We start from the raw sequence: 16,191 nt of genomic DNA on the forward strand, positions 1-16,191 counted from the left end.
GTCCCCCCCGGGCGGCGTCAGCCTAGTCGACCACTCGGTGGGCGCGGCCGGTCACTGCTTCCTGGCGCGGCTGGGCTGGACCCTGGTCGGTTCGCCGGCGGCCTTGGGGTGGTCGGGCGGGTAGGGCAGCTCGCCGAGGCCCTCGTCGTGGAGCTGCTTGTCGTAGAGCTCCAGCAGACCCTCCAGCCGGAACGCCTGGCCGTCCATCTCCGCGTTCAGGTCGCCGAGTTCGGCGAATCGGGCGGGGACGGTGCGCAGGTCGAAGTCCTCGGGGGAGGCGTCGTCGAGCTCCTCCCAGCGCAGCGGGGTGGAGGCCGTGGCCCGGGGGCGGGCGCGCAGCGAGTAGGCGGAGGCGATGGTGCGGTCGCGGGCCATCTGGTTGTAGTCGACGAAGATCCGCTCGCCGCGCTCCTCCTTCCACCAGGCGGTGGTGACCCGGCCGGGCATCCGCTGTTCCAGGACGCGGCCGAGCGCGATCACGGCGTGCCGCCCGTCGGTGAAGGTCCATTCGGGTGCGAGCGGCACGTAGACGTGCAGGCCGCGGCCGCCGGACGACTTGGGCCAGCCACGCAGTCCGAACTCGCCGAGCAGGGAGCGCAGTTCGTGGGCGGCGCGGACGGCGTCACGGAAGTCGGTGCCGGGCTGCGGGTCGAGGTCGACGCGCAGTTCGTCGATGTGCTCGGTGTCGGTGCGGCGGACCGGCCAGGGGTGGAAGGTGAGGCAGCCGAGGTTGGCGGCCCACAGGACGGCGGCCGGTTCGGTCGGGCAGATCTCGTCGGCGGAGCGTCCGCTGGGGAAGCTGATCCGGGCGGTGGGCAGCCACTCCGGCAGGCCCTTGGGGGCGCGCTTCTGGTAGAAGAACTCGCCCTCCACGCCGTCCGGGAAGCGCTGCAGCGTGGTGGGCCGGTCGCGCAGCCCGCGCAGGACCCCGTCGGCGACGGCCAGGTAGTACTGCGCGACGTCCAGCTTGGTGAAGCCGCGCTCCGGGTAGTACACCTTGTCCGGGTTCGACAGCCGGACGGTGCGCCCGGCGACATCCAGTTCGACGGCTGAGCCCATGCCTCTCACGCTAAGGGCGCCGCGCCCGGCGCGCGCCTTTTCGCCCGCCGCCCGCCGCCGCCAGGTGCCCACCGCTCGCCGGCTGCCGCCCGGCGCGCGGCTTCGCACCGGGCGCGCGAGGATCGGAGCCATGGACCTGCCCGTGATGCCGCCGGTGGCACCGATGCTCGCCAAGTCGGTGGCCAGGATCCCGCCCGGGATGCAGTACGAGGCCAAGTGGGACGGCTTCCGCACGATCGTGTTCCGCGACGGCGACGAGGTGGAGCTCGGCAGCCGCACCGGCAAGCCGTTGACCAGGTACTTCCCCGAACTGGTCGAGGCGCTGAAGCGCGAGCTGCCGCCCCGCTGCGTGCTGGACGGCGAGGTGGTGATCGCCCGGGACGGCCGGCTGCGCTTCGAGGAGCTGCTGGAGCGGATCCACCCGGCGGCGAGCCGGGTGCGGCTGCTGGCGGAGCGGACACCGGCCTCCTTCGTCGCCTTCGACCTGCTCGCGCTCGGGGACGTCCCGTTCCTGGACGAGCCGCTGTCGGTGCGCCGGGAGGCGCTGGAGGCGTCGCTCGGCGGGGCGGCGGACCCGGTGTTCACCGCCCCGGCCTCCACCGACCGCGACGTGGCGCAGACCTGGTTCGCCGAGTACGAGGGCGCCGGGCTGGACGGCGTGGTGGCCAAGCCGCTGGACCAGCCCTACCGGCCGGGCGAGCGGACCATGTTCAAGATCAAGCACGAGCGCACCGCCGACTGCGTGGTGGCCGGCTACCGCGAGCACAAGAGCGGCCCGGTGGTCGGCTCGCTGCTGCTCGGCATCAACGACGACGGGGGGCGGCTGCAGCACGTCGGCGTCTGCGCGGCCTTCTCGATGGCCCGGCGCCGCGAACTGGCCGAGGAGCTGGCCCCGTTGCGGATGGCCGAGCTCTCCGGGCACCCCTGGGGGGCCTGGGCGGACGAGGCCGCCCACGCCGAGGGGCGGCTGCCCGGCGCGGTCAGCCGGTGGACCGGCGGCAAGGACCTCTCGTGGATCGCGCTGCGCCCCGAGCGGGTGGTCGAGGTGGCCTACGACCACCTGGAGGGCACCCGCTTCCGGCACACCGCGCAGTTCCGCCGCTGGCGGCCGGACCGCACGCCGGAGAGCTGCACCTACGCGCAGCTGGAGGAGCCGGTCTCGTACGACCTGGCGCGCGTGCTGGGGATCTGACGCCGCGGCGCCCGGCCCCTCCACCGGGAGGGGCCGGGCGCCGCGCCGACTGCCGCCGGGCCGTCAGGTCCGCACGGTGGAGGGGGATCCGGTGCCGGTCGGCGTGCCGGAGCCGGAGCCCGACCCGGAGGCCGGCGGGGACGGGGCGGCGGTCGCCGGCGGGATCGAGTAGGGGTTCCTCGGCGAGATGATCTTCGTGATCTCGTTCGCGAACAGCGAGGACGGCTCCGAACCCTGGTACAGCACGTCGGTGTTGAGCAGGATCGTCAGCGTGCTCTGCGCCTGCGGCAGGTAGACCGCCACGCTCTCGTAGCCGGGCAGCGAGCCGTTGTGCCCGATCCACCCGTTGTTGTCGAAGATCCCGAAGCCGTAGCCGACCCCGGGGTCGCCGGTCGGCAGGGTCTTCAGCCGTTCGGCCTGGGTGGCCGGCTTGAGGAGGGTCCCGGTGGCCGCGGTCTTCGCCCAGCTCTGCAGGTCGGCGAGGGTGGAGATGATCGCCCCGGCGGTCCAGGCCCACGACGGGTCCCAGTCGGTGGCGTCCTGGATCGACCCGTCGGGCGTCTGGTCGGTGTAGCCGTGGGCGTGCGGGTCGGGGAACTCCGCGCCCACCGGGAAGAGCGTCTGGCCGAGCCCGGCGGGGGTGATCGCCTGGTCCTTGATGAACGGCCCGGCCGGCTGCCCGCCGACCTTCTCCAGCAGCTTGCCGAGGATGATGTAGTTGCTGTTGTTGTACTGGAACTGCGCGCCGGGCGGGAACACGGCCGGGTGCTTGTACCCGTACGCGAGCAGCTGGTCCGGTGTGAACACCCGGTTCGGGTCGCTGATCAGGGTGTTCACGAAGTCCGGGTCGGAGGAGTACGGGAACAGCCCGCTGCGCATCTCGCCGAGCTGGCGCACGGTGATGCCGTCGCCGCCGGGCACGCCGTCCACGTACTTCGCGATCGGGTCGTCCAGGCGGACCTTGCCCTGGTCCACCAGCCGTAGGACGGCCGTCGCCGTGAAGGTCTTGGTCTCGCTGCCGATCCGCATCCGCAGCCCCGGGTCCATCGGCGTCTCGGAGACCTTGTCGGCGACGCCGAAGGACTTCACGTAGGTGCCGGTGGGCGTGGTGATCCCGACGCTGACGCCGGGGACGGCGGCCTGGCTCATCACCCGGGTGATCGCGGCGTCCAGCTGCTTGGTGACGTCGGCCGTCAGCGGCACCACGGCGCCGGAGGAGCCCGCGGCGGACGGGGCCTGCGAGCCGGGGGTGCCGGCGGACGGGCTGACCGCGACGGGCTCGGCGGTCACGGCCGGCTCGCCGGACTGCCGGGCGGTGGTCGACCCGCCGGAGCAGGCCGCGGCGGCGAGCAGCCCGGTCAGGGCCAGCGCGGCGGCGCTCACGCGGCCGGTGGTGCGGGGTGCGGCCGGACGCGGCCGTCGGGTGTCGGTCATCTGCGCGGGCGCCTCTCTGCGGCCGGGAGCCCCGGAGCGCTGCGCCACGGGGCCGTGGGGGAGCCCCGCCACGGTAAGCACCGCCGGCGGGCGCCCGCGCGCCGGCGGCGGCGGCGCTGGCCCGAACGGCTGCCCCGGTCAGCCGGGTGTCCCAACCGGGCGGCCGGCCGGGCCGGCCGCCCGGGTGCCGGGCACCGGGGCCCGCCGGGCGGTCGGTGTCGCGGCTGGCGCCCCGCGCTCGGCCGGACGGGTGAGCACCGGCACGCCGCACCGGCCCCCGTCCCCAGCTCGGGCACGATCGTTTAGCCCAGCTGTGGCCGCCCTTAAGAATTCCTCGATGGACCGCACCCCCTCCCACCAGGCAGATTGCTGCCTGCCCGGAGGACGTCCGCGAGGACGGCCGCACCGGCGCCCTCCGGCCTGCCCACCCCGAAGGCCGTCCACTCGCACGTCAGGAGCCGTCGCCCGTGAAGGCACTCGTCAAGCAGCAGGCCGAGCCCGGCCTCTGGCTGGTGGACGTCCCGAAGCCCGAGATCGGTCCCGGCGAGGTGCTGATCAAGGTGCTGCGAACCGGCATCTGCGGCACCGACCTGCACATCCGCAAGTGGGACGGCTGGGCGCAGCAGACCATCAGGACCCCGCTCGTCCTCGGCCACGAGTTCGTCGGCGAGGTCGCCGAGCTCGGCGCCGGCGTCGCGGACATCTCGGTCGGCGACCTGGTCAGCGGCGAGGGCCACCTGGTCTGCGGCAAGTGCCGCAACTGCCTGGCCGGCCGCCGCCACCTGTGCCGCAACACGGTCGGTCTGGGCGTCAACCGCGACGGCGCCTTCGCCGAGTACGTGGCGCTGCCCGCGTCCAACGTCTGGGTGCACCGGGTGCCGGTCGACCTGGACGTCGCCGCGATCTTCGACCCCTTCGGCAACGCCGTGCACACCGCGCTGTCCTTCCCGCTGGTCGGCGAGGACGTGCTGGTGACCGGCGCCGGTCCGATCGGCATCATGGCCGCCGCCGTCGCCAAGCACGCCGGTGCCCGAAACGTGATGATCACCGACGTCTCCCCGTACCGCCTGGACCTGGCCCGCGAGGTCGGCGTCACGCTGGCGCTGAACGTCGCGGAGCACACCATCGAGGAGGGCCAGCAGAAGCTCGGCCTGCGCGAGGGCTTCGACGTCGGCCTGGAGATGTCCGGCCGCCCCGAGGCGATGCAGTCGATGATCGCCAACATGACGCACGGCGGCAAGATCGCCATGCTGGGCCTGCCCGCCGAGCAGTTCCCGGTCGACTGGGCCTCGATCGTCACGTCGATGATCACCATCAAGGGCATCTACGGCCGCGAGATGTTCGAGACCTGGTACGCGATGTCGGTGCTGCTGGAGGGCGGCCTGGACCTCAGCCCGGTGATCACCGGCCGGTACGCCGCCACCGACTTCGAGGCCGCGTTCGACGACGCCGCCAGTGGCAACTGCGGCAAGATCATCCTCGACTGGACCGCCTGAGCCACCCCGCCGACTTGTGAGGAGTCCGCAGTGTTCGACAACGTGCGCGCCGACATCGCCACCACCATCGACGAGATCCGCGAGGCGGGCCTCTTCAAGCCCGAGCGCGTCATCGGCACCCCGCAGAGCGCCGCGGTCACCGTCACCGGCGGCGGCCGCCCCGGCGAGGTGCTGAACTTCTGCGCCAACAACTACCTCGGCCTGGCCGACCACCCCGAGGTGCTGGCCGCGGCCAAGGACGCGCTGGACCGCTGGGGCTACGGCATGGCCTCGGTGCGCTTCATCTGCGGCACCCAGGACGTCCACAAGGAGCTCGAGGACCGCCTGTCGGCCTTCCTCGGCCAGGAGGACACCATCCTGTACTCCTCCTGCTTCGACGCCAACGGCGGTGTCTTCGAGACCCTGCTCGACGACCGCGACGCCGTCATCTCCGACGCGCTCAACCACGCCAGCATCATCGACGGCATCCGCCTCAGCAAGGCCCGCCGCCACCGCTACGCCAACCGCGACATGGCCGACCTGGAGAAGCAGCTCCAGGACAGCCAGGACGCCCGCCGCCGCCTGATCGTCACCGACGGCGTCTTCTCGATGGACGGCTACGTCGCCCCGCTGCAGGAGATCTGCGACCTCGCCGACCGCTACGACGCGATGGTCATGGTCGACGACTCGCACGCCGTCGGCTTCGTCGGCGCGGGCGGCCGCGGCACCCCCGAACTGCACGGCGTGATGGACCGTGTGGACATCATCACCGGCACCCTCGGCAAGGCGCTCGGCGGCGCCTCCGGCGGCTACGTGGCCGCCCGCCGGGAGATCGTCGCCCTGCTGCGCCAGCGCTCCCGCCCGTACCTGTTCTCCAACTCGCTCGCCCCGGTGATCGCGGCGGCCTCGCTGAAGGTGCTCGACCTGGTCGAGAACTCCAACGAGCTGCGCGAGCGGCTGGCGGCCAACACCGCGCTGTTCCGCTCGAAGATGACCGAGGCCGGCTTCGAGATCCTCCCGGGCGACCACCCGATCGCCCCGGTGATGATCGGCGACGCGGCCCGCGCCGGCCGGCTCGCCGAACTGCTCCTGGAGCGCGGGGTGTACGTGATCGGGTTCTCCTACCCGGTCGTCCCGCACGGCCAGGCCCGGATCCGGGTGCAGCTGTCCGCCGCGCACTCCACCGAGGACGTCGAGCGCGCCGTCGCCGCCTTCGTGGACGCGCGCGCCGCACTGGGCGAGTAACGCCCCACCGGGCCCGGCAGGGGCCCGCACGGACGCCCGCGGGCCGGTCCGCTCGGAACCGGACCGGCCCGCGGGCCCACCACCACGAACCACCTGCCCCACCCTCCCGCCGCGGGGGCGGGACGCCGGCCCGGCCGACGTCCCGCCCCCGTCGCGGTTCCCCGGGAGTCGTTCCCCGGGGCCGTCCGCCCGGCGCGGTCCGCGCGGAGGGCGCCGCCGCGGGGCGGGGCCGGTCAGTCGTCCTCGTCCTGGCCCTGGTCGTCGCCGTCGCCGTGCTGCCCGGCGGTGCGGGCGAAGACCTGGTAGCCGGTGCTCTCCGGGCCGCCCGCGCCGGCGGTCAGGTTCCCGCTGGTCGAGCCGAAGACCACGGTGTCCCCGTCGGCGTCCACGAAGGGGTCGACCGAGGAGCCGTTGCCCAGGGAGCCGTCCGGGGCGGTGGAGACCCGCTCGGTGCGGCCGGTGCGCAGGTCGTGGCGGTACACGTCCCACCCCGCGTGCTGCGGGCCGGCCACCAGGTTGTCGGCGGCGGAGGAGAAGTACACCCAGCGGTTGTCGGCGGTGATCCGGCCGTGGTCGGAGGTGCCGACCGAGCTGGTGCCGGGCAGCCCGCCGCTGACCTTCGTCACGGTGCCCGTCCTGAGGTCCCGGACGTACAGCACGAGGTGGTACCGGTGGCCGTTGGTCGACCCGCCGGGCTCGGGGAGGGCGTAGACCGCGCGCCGCCCGTCCGGGCTGATCGTCGCGTCGAAGCTCGCGAAGCCGAGCTTGCCGTCCTGGTCGAGGCTGGCGGCGGAGATCCGGCCGGAGGCCACGTCGTAGGTGTAGTAGGCGCCGGTCGTCGGCCGGGCGAGGTTCGGCCGCGCCACGCCCTCGCGGGCGCCGCGGGGCAGGGCGGGGGCGGTGCCCGGGGCCGGCTCGACGTCGGCGGCGCCGCCGGCCGCGGCGCCCGCGGCGGCCGGGGCGGCGAGGGCCGGGGTCTGCCCGGCCGGCAGCAGGTTGCCGGCGAACGAGGTGAAGCCGACGGTGCGGCCGTCCGCGCTGATCGTCGGGTTGAGGGACATGCCGTCGCCCGGCTTGCCGTCCGTGCCGAGGGTGACCAGGCGGGTCCGCCCCGTCCAGCGGTCGGTGACGTAGACGTTGTAGTCCCAGGTGTACGGCCGGGCGAGCGAGGGGTCGCCGCCCCCGGGCTCGGGCACGAGGTCGGTCCGGCTGGACACGAAGGCCACGTAGCGGCCGTTCGCGCTGATCGACGGCGCGTACGAGGCGTGGAACCTGTCGCCGTCGGTGCTGGTGAGCCCGCCGCTGACCAGCTCGGTGCGGCCGGTCCTGCGGTCGCGGACGTACACCTCGGAGCGGCCCTGCAGCTGCATGCCGGGCAGGACGTTCTGGGCGTCGCTCGCGAAGGCGACGTAGCGGCCGTCGGCGTTGATCGCGACGTAGTCGGTGAAGCCGTCCAGCGCCGAGCCGTCGTCGGCCAGGTTGACCCGCTCGGTGCGGCCGGTGCGAAGGTCCCGGACGTAGGCGTCCCGCCCGCTCTTGGCCGGCTGGGACACCAGGTTCTTGGCCCAGGAGGTGAACAGGGCGTAGTGGCCGTCGGCGCTGACGCCCCGGCCCCACGACTGGTCGTCGGGCGCGGTGCCGTTCACGCCGACACTGACCTGGACGGTGCCGTGCGGCGCCGGGGCGGCCTGGGCGGGGGCGGCGGTCGCGGCGAGCACGGCGACGGCCGCCAGGACGCTTCCGCCGCCGGCCAGCCACCGGTTGCGGGTGGTACGGGTGCTGCGTGCCATGTGGTCGGTCCTCCCCTTCGATCGCCCGGCCGGGCTCCCTCCCGGCGGCGGGCTCGGGGAGAGCCAATCGCCGGGAGGCGCGGGTGGTCAACGGCTATCGGTGATCCCGGCGGAAAATACGTCAACAAACGTATTCCGCCGGGGAGTCGGGCCGGGGACCGGGCCGGGGCGGGGCGGCCGGGCGGTCAGAGGCGGCGCCGGAAGACGTCCGTGACGTTGTTGGTGTCGCCCGGGACGAGGTCGCCGTCGGTGGCGTCGAAGACCACGGTGTCGCCCAGCGCGTCCACGTACGGGGTGAACGACGAGGCGGTGCTCTGCGCGCCGTCCCGGGTGAGGCTCACCCGCTCGGTGCGGCCGGTCCACAGGTCGCGGCGGAAGACGTCCGACTGCTGGTTGGTGTCGTCGGGCACGAGCGTCTCGACGTCGGAGGTGAAGTACACCCAGCGGCTGTCCAGGGTCATGACGCCCTCGTAGGAGGACAGGTCGGTGCTGGTGCCGGGCAGCGGGGTGCTGACCTGGGTGACCTTGCCGGTCGCCAGCTCGCGGGCGTAGACGACCAGGTGGATCCCGTGCGAGCCGGGCCGCCCGCCGGGCTGCGGGACGCTGTAGACCGCGAAGCGGCCGTCGGGGCTGATCCGGCCGTCCTGGCCGGTGGCCCGGAACGCCCCGGTCTCGTCGTAGCTCGCGCCGCTGATCCTGCCGGTGCCGGCGTTCCAGACGTAGAACGGGCAGAACCGGGGCACCGCCAGCCGGGGTCCGGCGCCGGGGGCGGGCGCGGGCGGCGCGGCGTCGTCCGCGCCGCCCGGGGCGGGGTCGGCGGGGTCGGCGGGGGTCTCCTCGGGCGGGCGCAGGTTGCTCGCCCGCGAGGTGAAGCCGACGGTGCGGCCGTCCGCGCTCAGGGTCGGTTCGAAGGAGTTCTGGTCGGCCGGCGAGCCGTCGGCGCCCACCGTGACCAGCCGGGTGGTGCCGGTCCAGCGGTCGGTGACGTACACGTTCTGCCGGCCGCGCCGGACGTTCCCCCCGAGGTCGGTGCGGTCGGAGGCGAAGGCGACGTAGCGGCCGTCCCAGCTCAGGCTCGGGTTGACGGCCATCCGGATGCTCTGGTCGTCGGTCGTCGCGCCGGTACCGGCGGAGACCAGCTCGGTGCGCCCGGTCCACAGGTCGCGGACGAAGACGTCGTAGGCGTGCTTCTGCTGCCCGGGCAGCACGTTGGTGGCGGCGGTGCTGAACGCGACGTAGTGGCCGTCGGCGCTGATCGTGGCGTCGTAGACGTCCGCGTTCAGCCGGGACCCGTCGCCGGCCAGGCCGACCTCGGCGACGTGGCCGTTGCGGAGGTCCTTGACGTAGAGGCCCTCGCTGCCGTCGGCGTGGCTCGGGGCGAGGCCGGTCGCGGTGGAGCGGAACAGCACCGTGCGGCCGTCCGCGGTCACCCCGAGCGGGTACGAGTCGCCGTTCAGCTGCTCGCCCTTCGGGCCCTCGCTCACCCGGGCGGTGTCGCCCTTGGGCGGGCGGGCCTGGGCCGCGGGCAGCGCGGCGCCGGCCGCGACGGCGGCCGTGACCAGGACGCAGGCGGTGCGCGCCAGCCGGCGGCGGGAACGTGCGGTGGTCATGGATCATCCTCCCCTGATGACGGCGCCGGGCCGCCGGATCCCCCGGGCCCGGCTCGGGAACGAGCCAATCGCCGCCCGGCCGGAGCGGTCAACCGGGCGAAGGGATCTCGTCCGGAAATACGCCAGGGGTCGTACCGCCGGTGGCGTCCGGGCACCACCCGGGCCGCCGCCCGCGCCCGCACCCGCCCGGACGGCCCCCGCACGCTGGCAGAATTGGCCTGTGATCGACGCAAGACGGCTGCGGACCCTGCGGGCCGTGGCGGACCACCGCACCGTGACCGCCGCGGCGGCCGCCCTCTACCTGACCCCGTCCGCGGTCTCCCAGCAGCTGGCCGCCCTGGAACAGGAGACCGGCCACCACCTGCTCGCCCGCGAGGGCCGAGGGGTGCGGCTGACCGCCGCCGGGGAGATCCTGCTCGGCCACGCCGACGTGGTGCTCGCCCAGCTGGAGCGCGCCGAGGCCGACCTCGCCGCCTACAGCGCGGGCGTCTCCGGAGAGGTCACCGTGGCCTCCTTCGCCACCGGCATCGCGCTCGTCCTCGCCCCGGCGATCGGCCTGCTGGCCGGGCGGGCGCCCGGCGTCCGGCTCAAGGTGCTGGACGCGGAGGGCGACGCCAGCCTGCCGATGGTCCTGGACGGCCGGGCCGACCTCGCCGTGGCCGTCGAGTACCGGGGCGCCCCGCGGGCCGACGACGCCCGGCTCACCCGCGTCCCGCTGTACGCCGAGCCGTTCGAGGCGGTGCTGCCGCTCGGCCACCCGCTGGCGGCCGAGGAGGGCGCGCTCGCCGTCGCCGCCCTCGCCGACGAACCGTGGATCGGGCCCTACCCGGGCAACCCGTGCCACGACGTGGTGCTGCTGGCCTGCGAGCACGCCGGGTTCCAGCCGCGCCTGGTGCACTCCTCCGACGACTTCCGGGCCGTGGTCGCCCTCGCCTCGGCCGGTGCCGGGGTCGCCCTGGTGCCGAGCTCGGCGCTGCGCGGCGTCGAGCTCGGGCAGGTCGCCGTCCGGCGGGTGGACAGCGAGCTCGCCACCCGCCGGGTGTTCGCGGCCGTCCGGGCCGGGGCCGACGGCCACCCGCTGATCCGGCCGGTGCTGGACGCGCTCGCCGAGGCCGCGGTGGCGGAGGCCTGACGGCGCCCCGGCCGGTGCGGGGGGAGGGGCGTCGCCGCCTGACGGCCGGTCAACTCCGGCGCAGGTCCAGCATGGCGAACACCTTGTCGTAGCGGCGTTCGCCGACGGCGACGTAGTCCCGCAGCCGCCCGTACTCGGTGAAGCCGAGGGAGGCGTAGAGGTGCAGGGCGTCGGCGTTGTCGCCGCGGGCGTCCAGGGTGAGCACCTCGATGCCGGCCGCCCGTGCGTCCGCGATCAGCGCCGCGGTGAGCGCCCGCCCGATGCCGCGCCCCTGGGCGGCGGAGGAGACCGCGAGCTTCTCCAGGTCCGCGTGCGGGCGGTGGGTCGGGCGCCGGTGGCGCAGCCAGTAGCCGAATCCGGCCGGCCGCCCGCCCAGGTAGGCCGCCCGCAGGGCGCCGTCCCCGGCCCGGGAGCGGGTCAGCACCTCCTCGACCAGGTCCGCGACCTCCGCCGCCGACGGCGGCTCCAGCCACCCCAGCGCGGCGCCCGCCGCCACCAGCTCCGCCAGGATCCGGTGCGCGCCGGCCGCGAACTCGCCGTCCGCCCCGGCCCGTTCGGCCACCTCCGCGGTGTCGAGGATGACGAGGTCCGCTGGGGTCGCCGCAGGCGTCGTGTTCCGGCTCATGCCCGGCAGCCTAACGGCGCGGGCCCCGCCCGCCGGCCGGTCCCCGGCGGCGGGCGGTGTGCCGGGGTGCGGCGTGCCGTGCGGCAGCGGGCGGGGCGGATCCCGGAGTGCTAAATTCCGGTCGGCCGGTTTTCCGTGGCAGTCCGTTCCGAATCACTTCCGCGGGTCGCGAAAGGCCCGGTCGGGGATTTGGTCAACAATTCGTTGAGCCGTCCGCCGGCCATCTCAAATTCAGCTGTGATGCCCGTCACTCTACGCGAGTCGCGACAGTTTGCATGTACGGATCAGTCGGCATGTACGGCGCAAACCGGACAAAGCTCACCTTGATCAACCGTCATCACATGCGGAAGGATGCGTTCAGGCGTTGCGCCGGTATTCCAACAGGAAACACATTCTGCGACCCATCACGGGACCACCGTCCACGGATGTCGCGGCGGCCGATTTTGGGGAGGAATTAGCCGCATGGCTTCGCATGGGCCTAGTGAAACGATCAGGGTCGGGGCGCCGCACGACGTCGTCTTCGACCAGGTCTTCGTCGACCTCTCTCCGATGCTCGGGCAGGCCCTCTCGCTGAAGTGCGAGGGCTTCAACTTCGCCGGATCCGTCAAGGTCAAGGCCGCCGCCGGAATGGTGCGGGCGGCCGAGGAGGCGGGGCGCCTCCACCCGGGGTCGACGATCATCGAGTCGTCGTCGGGGAGCCTCGGGATCGCCCTGGCGTCGATCGCCGCGCACAGCGGCTACCGGTTCGTGTGCGTCACGGACGTGCGCTGCAACGAGCGGAACATCCTCCTCATGGAGTCCCTGGGCGCCGAGGTGGTGGTCATCTCGGAGCCCGACGAGAACGGCGGGTTCCTCGGGAGCCGGATCCGCCACGTCAAGGAGGCGTGCGCGGCCGACCCGTCGCTGCTCTGGCTGAACCAGTACGCCAACGAGGGCAACTGGCGGGCCCACTACCAGGCCACCGCGCCGTCGATCGTCCGGAGCTTCCCCGATCTCGAATTCCTCTTCGTCGGCGCCGGGACGACCGGCACGCTGACCGGCTGCGGGCGATTCCTGAAGGAGATCGGCCACCCGGCCAAGGTGGTGGCCGTGGACGCCGTCGGATCCATCACCTTCGGCGGCCCGTCCGGCCGGCGGCTCATTCCCGGGCTCGGGTCCAGCCACCGCCCGGACATCGTCGACGAAAGCGTGGTCGACGAGATCGTGCTGGTCGAGGAAATAGACACCATTCGTACGTGCAGATATCTCGCCGGGCGCGGATTCCTTTTCGGCGGATCGACCGGCACGGTGGTTTCCGGGGCTTTCCGGAGATTGCGCGAGGAGCGCCCCGGGGCCTGCGCCGTGGCGATTTCCCCGGATTTCGGGGAGCGTTATCTCGACACCGTCTACAGTGACCACTGGGTCCGGGAGCACTTCGGCGACATCGGCCGGTTCGACCCGTTCGAGGAGCCGATCACCCCGGCCGTCGAGCTCGCCCGCGGATAAGAAGCTGATCAGGAAAGCGACCATGTCCCACACCCAGCCCACCACCGCCCGGCTCGACGACCTCTTCGCGGCCCAGGCCCGGCGCACGCCGGACGCCCTCGCCCTGGTGCACGGGGACGAGCGCCTGACGTACCGTCAGCTGCACGAGCGCGCCGCCGCCGTCGCCGAGCGGCTCACCGCGCTCGGCGCGCGCGACGAAACGCTCGTCACGCTGGCGTTCCACCGCTCCGCCGAGGCCGTCGTCGCCATCCTCGGCACGGTGCTCGCCGGCGCCGCCTACCTGCCGGTCAGCCCCGCCTACCCGGCCGAACGCATCGCCGGCATCCTGGACGACTCGCGCTCGCCGCTGGTGCTGTGCGGAAGCGGACTGAAGGACGCCGTCGCCGACGCCGTGCCGGCCGGCGTCGAGCTGCTCGAACTCGGCGCCCTGCTCGCCGCGGAGCCGCACCTGCCGCCGCGCCCGGCCCTGGCCGCGGGGCCGGCCGACGAGGCCCCCGCCTCGCCGCTGGCGTACGTGATGTACACCTCCGGCAGCACCGGCCGCCCCAAGGGCGTGATGGTCGAGCACGCGGGCGTGGTCCGACTCGTCCGGGACGCCGACTACTTCGACTTCTCCGCCGACGAGCGCTTCCTGCAGACCGGCGCCCTGGAGTTCGACGCCGCGACCTTCGAGATCTGGGGGGCGCTGCTCAACGGCGCCACCCTGCACCTCGTCGACCAGGAGACGCTGCTCACCCCGGCCCTGCTGAAGCGGGCGCTGCACACCGCCGACGTCACCGTGCTCTGGCTGACCTCGCCGCTGTTCAACCAGCTGGCCGACGAGGACGTCAGCCTCTTCGCGGGGCTGCGCACCCTCATCGTCGGTGGGGACGTGCTGTCCTGCCGGCACGTCAACACCGTCCGCGAGGCCTGCCCCGGCCTGCGGGTGCTCAACGGCTACGGCCCGACCGAGAACACCACCTTCACCACGATCTTCCCGATCGAGCGGCGCCACGAGTCCGCCGTCCCGATCGGCCGGCCGATCCGCGGCACCTCCGTCGCGGTGCTCGACGCCGAGCAGCGGCCCGTCCCGGTCGGCGGGATCGGCGAGCTGTACACCAGCGGGGCGGGCCTGGCCCGCGGCTACCTGAACAACCCGGCCCTGACGGCCGAGAAGTTCGTCCTGGTCGACGGCGTGCGCCACTACCGGACGGGCGACCTGGTCAGCAGCGACGCGGACGGGCTGCTCGCCTTCCACGGCCGGGCCGACAACCAGGTGAAGATCCGCGGTCACCGGATCGAGCTCGGCGAGATCGACAACGCCCTGCTGGAGATCCCCGGCACGGTCGACAGCCACACCCACGCGCGCGGCGGGCCCGGCGGCGTCAAGCAGCTGGTCACCCACGCGGTGCTCGGAGCGGGCCTGACCGTCGAGGACGTCCTGGCGGAGCTCCGGCGCCGGCTGCCCGCCTACATGTGCCCCGACGTGCTGGTCCCGGTGGACCGGCTGCCGCTGAACGCCAACGGCAAGGTGGACCGGGCCCGGCTGCCCGAGCCCGCCCCGCGCCGCGGTGCCGGCGGGGCGCCGGCCACCCCGGCGGAGCTGCGGCTGGCCGCCCTGTGGGCCGACGTCCTGCACGTGGACGCCGAGGGCCTGGGGCTGGACGACGACTTCTTCCTGCTCGGCGGCAGCTCCATCACCGCCGGGGTGCTGATCGGCCGGCTCGCCCGCGACGCCGGCGCCGCCCTCGGGTTCGGCGAGCTCTTCGCGGCGCGCACCCTCGGCGCGATGGCCAAGGCCGTCGAGACCGCGCCGACCGCCCCGCTGGCACCCGTCCCGGAGCCGACCGGCAGCGGTGTCCTGCACCCGCAGCAGCGGGCGCTGTTCGCGCTCTGGCAGATGGACCCGAACAGCCTCGTCTACAACATCCCGGTGCGTCTGGAGGTGAGCGGCCCCCTCGACCCGGAGCGGCTGCGCGCGGCCCTCGCGGCGATGACCGCCCGGCACGACGCGCTGCGGACGCGCTTCGTCACCACGGACGGCGAGGTGCGCCGGGTGGTCGACCGGGTGGCGTCCGTCGAGCTGCGGGTGCTGGAGGCCGACGACGGACCGCGGGACGGGCGCCCGCTCGCCCTCGCCCCGTTCGACCTGGCGGCGGCTCCGCTGATGCGCGCCGTGCTGGTCCGCCGGGGGCCCGGCGGGGACGTCCTGCACCTGGACTTCCACCACATCGTCTTCGACGGCATCTCGCTGCGCGTCTTCGTCGACGAGCTGTTCGAGTACTACGCCGGTCAGGAGCCCCGGACGGCGCCGGTCGGCTACGCGGCCGCCGCCGAGTGGGCGGACGGCCGGCTGACGGGTGCGGAGCAGGAGCGCTCCGAGCGGTACTGGCTGGCGAAGTTCGCCGAGCCCGCGCCCGCCCTCGCCCTGCCCACCGACCGGCCGCGGCCGGCCCTGCGGGGCACGGCCGGTGACGTCGCGGTCCGCGAGCTGTCCCCGGCGGACGCCGAGCTGGTCCGGGCGATCGCGGACCGGGAGGGCTCGACCCCCTTCGTGGTGCTGCTGACCGCCTGGACGGCGACGCTGGCCCGGCTCTGCGGCCAGTCGGACGTCACCGTCGGCAGCCCGATGGGCGGCCGCCCGCACCCCGACCTCGAGACCGTGGTGGGGATGTTCGTCAACACCGTGGTGCTGCGGGCCAGGCTGCGGCCGGAGGCGGACCTCGGGGAGCTGCTGGCGGCGCTCGGCGCGGAGCACCGCGACGCCCTCGACCACCAGGAGTACCCGTTCGCCTCGCTGGTCCAGCGGCTCGACGTGCCCCGGGACCTGAGCCGCAACGCGCTGTTCGACGCCTTCTTCGCCCTGCAGGACATCGACTTCCACAGCTTCCGCAAGGACGGCCGGCGGATCACCCTGACGCTCCCGCACGCGGGCACCTGCCGGTTCGACCTCAACCTGCAGGCCTTCCGGAAGCCGTCCGGGTACGCGCTGGAGCTGGAGTACTCGACCGCGCTGTTCGAGCGGGCCTCCGCGGACTTCCTGCTGGACCGCGTCGTCGAGACCCTGCACGAGCTGGACCGCGCTCCGGGGGGCAGGGTCCTGCCGGAGCCCGAGGACGAGCCCGGCGGGCCCGTCGAGGCCGCCGACTTCTCCTTCTGACCTGG

At 74.1% G+C, this 16,191-nt stretch carries 11 protein-coding genes; 6 read left to right on the forward strand and 5 right to left on the reverse strand.

Annotation, left to right across the window (positions count from 1 at the left end; translation table 11 throughout):
* Positions 1 to 51: 51 nt before the first annotated feature.
* Positions 52 to 1,059 carry a non-homologous end-joining DNA ligase gene (gene ligD, locus AB0N04_RS12405; RefSeq protein ID WP_360219430.1) on the reverse strand — a complete coding sequence of 336 codons (1,008 nt, stop codon included), beginning with the start codon at positions 1,057 to 1,059 and terminating at the stop codon, positions 52 to 54.
* Between the two features lie 130 nt (positions 1,060 to 1,189).
* Here ligD and AB0N04_RS12410 point away from each other — a divergent pair, with 130 nt between their 5' ends.
* On the forward strand, positions 1,190 to 2,251 hold the full coding sequence (locus tag AB0N04_RS12410) for an ATP-dependent DNA ligase (RefSeq protein ID WP_360219427.1): 1,062 nt from the start codon (positions 1,190 to 1,192) through the stop codon (positions 2,249 to 2,251).
* Positions 2,252 to 2,314: 63 nt separating this feature from the next.
* On the opposite strand, the gene AB0N04_RS12415 is transcribed toward AB0N04_RS12410, so the two are convergent.
* Complete coding sequence (locus AB0N04_RS12415) at positions 2,315 to 3,685, reverse strand: serine hydrolase domain-containing protein (protein WP_360219424.1); 1,371 nt, start codon at positions 3,683 to 3,685, stop codon at positions 2,315 to 2,317.
* Between the two features lie 467 nt (positions 3,686 to 4,152).
* Between AB0N04_RS12415 and tdh the strand changes: the two genes are divergently transcribed.
* Positions 4,153 to 5,181 carry an L-threonine 3-dehydrogenase gene (gene tdh, locus AB0N04_RS12420; protein ID WP_360219421.1) on the forward strand — a complete coding sequence of 343 codons (1,029 nt, stop codon included), beginning with the start codon at positions 4,153 to 4,155 and terminating at the stop codon, positions 5,179 to 5,181.
* Positions 5,182 to 5,211: 30 nt separating this feature from the next.
* Entirely contained in the window at positions 5,212 to 6,405 is a 1,194-nt protein-coding gene (locus tag AB0N04_RS12425; RefSeq protein WP_360219418.1) for a glycine C-acetyltransferase, read from the forward strand.
* 233 nt (positions 6,406 to 6,638) lie between these two features.
* Here the strand turns inward: AB0N04_RS12425 and AB0N04_RS12430 are convergent, their stop codons facing one another.
* Entirely contained in the window at positions 6,639 to 8,195 is a 1,557-nt protein-coding gene (locus tag AB0N04_RS12430; RefSeq protein ID WP_360210216.1) for a hypothetical protein, read from the reverse strand.
* 185 nt (positions 8,196 to 8,380) lie between these two features.
* The gene (locus tag AB0N04_RS12435) at positions 8,381 to 9,805 is read right to left on the reverse strand and encodes a hypothetical protein (protein WP_360210218.1); all 1,425 of its coding nucleotides are present in this window, start codon (positions 9,803 to 9,805) and stop codon (positions 8,381 to 8,383) included.
* Positions 9,806 to 10,025: 220 nt separating this feature from the next.
* On the opposite strand from AB0N04_RS12435, the gene AB0N04_RS12440 reads away from it, so the two are divergent.
* Positions 10,026 to 10,937: a LysR family transcriptional regulator gene (locus AB0N04_RS12440; protein ID WP_360210220.1), complete on the forward strand. Its 912-nt coding sequence runs from the start codon at positions 10,026 to 10,028 to the stop codon at positions 10,935 to 10,937.
* Between the two features lie 49 nt (positions 10,938 to 10,986).
* Here AB0N04_RS12440 and AB0N04_RS12445 read toward each other — a convergent pair whose 3' ends face one another.
* Positions 10,987 to 11,562 (reverse strand): N-acetyltransferase, encoded by a 576-nt coding sequence (locus AB0N04_RS12445; protein ID WP_360210222.1) that lies wholly within the window; start codon positions 11,560 to 11,562, stop codon positions 10,987 to 10,989.
* A 462-nt stretch (positions 11,563 to 12,024) separates the two neighbouring features.
* Here AB0N04_RS12445 and sbnA point away from each other — a divergent pair, with 462 nt between their 5' ends.
* A complete protein-coding gene (gene sbnA / locus AB0N04_RS12450) occupies positions 12,025 to 13,047 on the forward strand; it encodes a 2,3-diaminopropionate biosynthesis protein SbnA (protein ID WP_360210224.1) in 1,023 nt (340 codons plus the stop codon).
* A 22-nt stretch (positions 13,048 to 13,069) separates the two neighbouring features.
* Entirely contained in the window at positions 13,070 to 16,186 is a 3,117-nt protein-coding gene (locus AB0N04_RS12455) for an amino acid adenylation domain-containing protein (protein ID WP_360210226.1), read from the forward strand.
* The last annotated feature ends 5 nt before the right edge of the window (positions 16,187 to 16,191 follow it).

Origin of the sequence: Kitasatospora sp. NPDC051702, from assembly GCF_040681575.1 — a bacterium.
Classification (GTDB): Bacteria; Actinomycetota; Actinomycetes; order Streptomycetales; family Streptomycetaceae; genus Kitasatospora.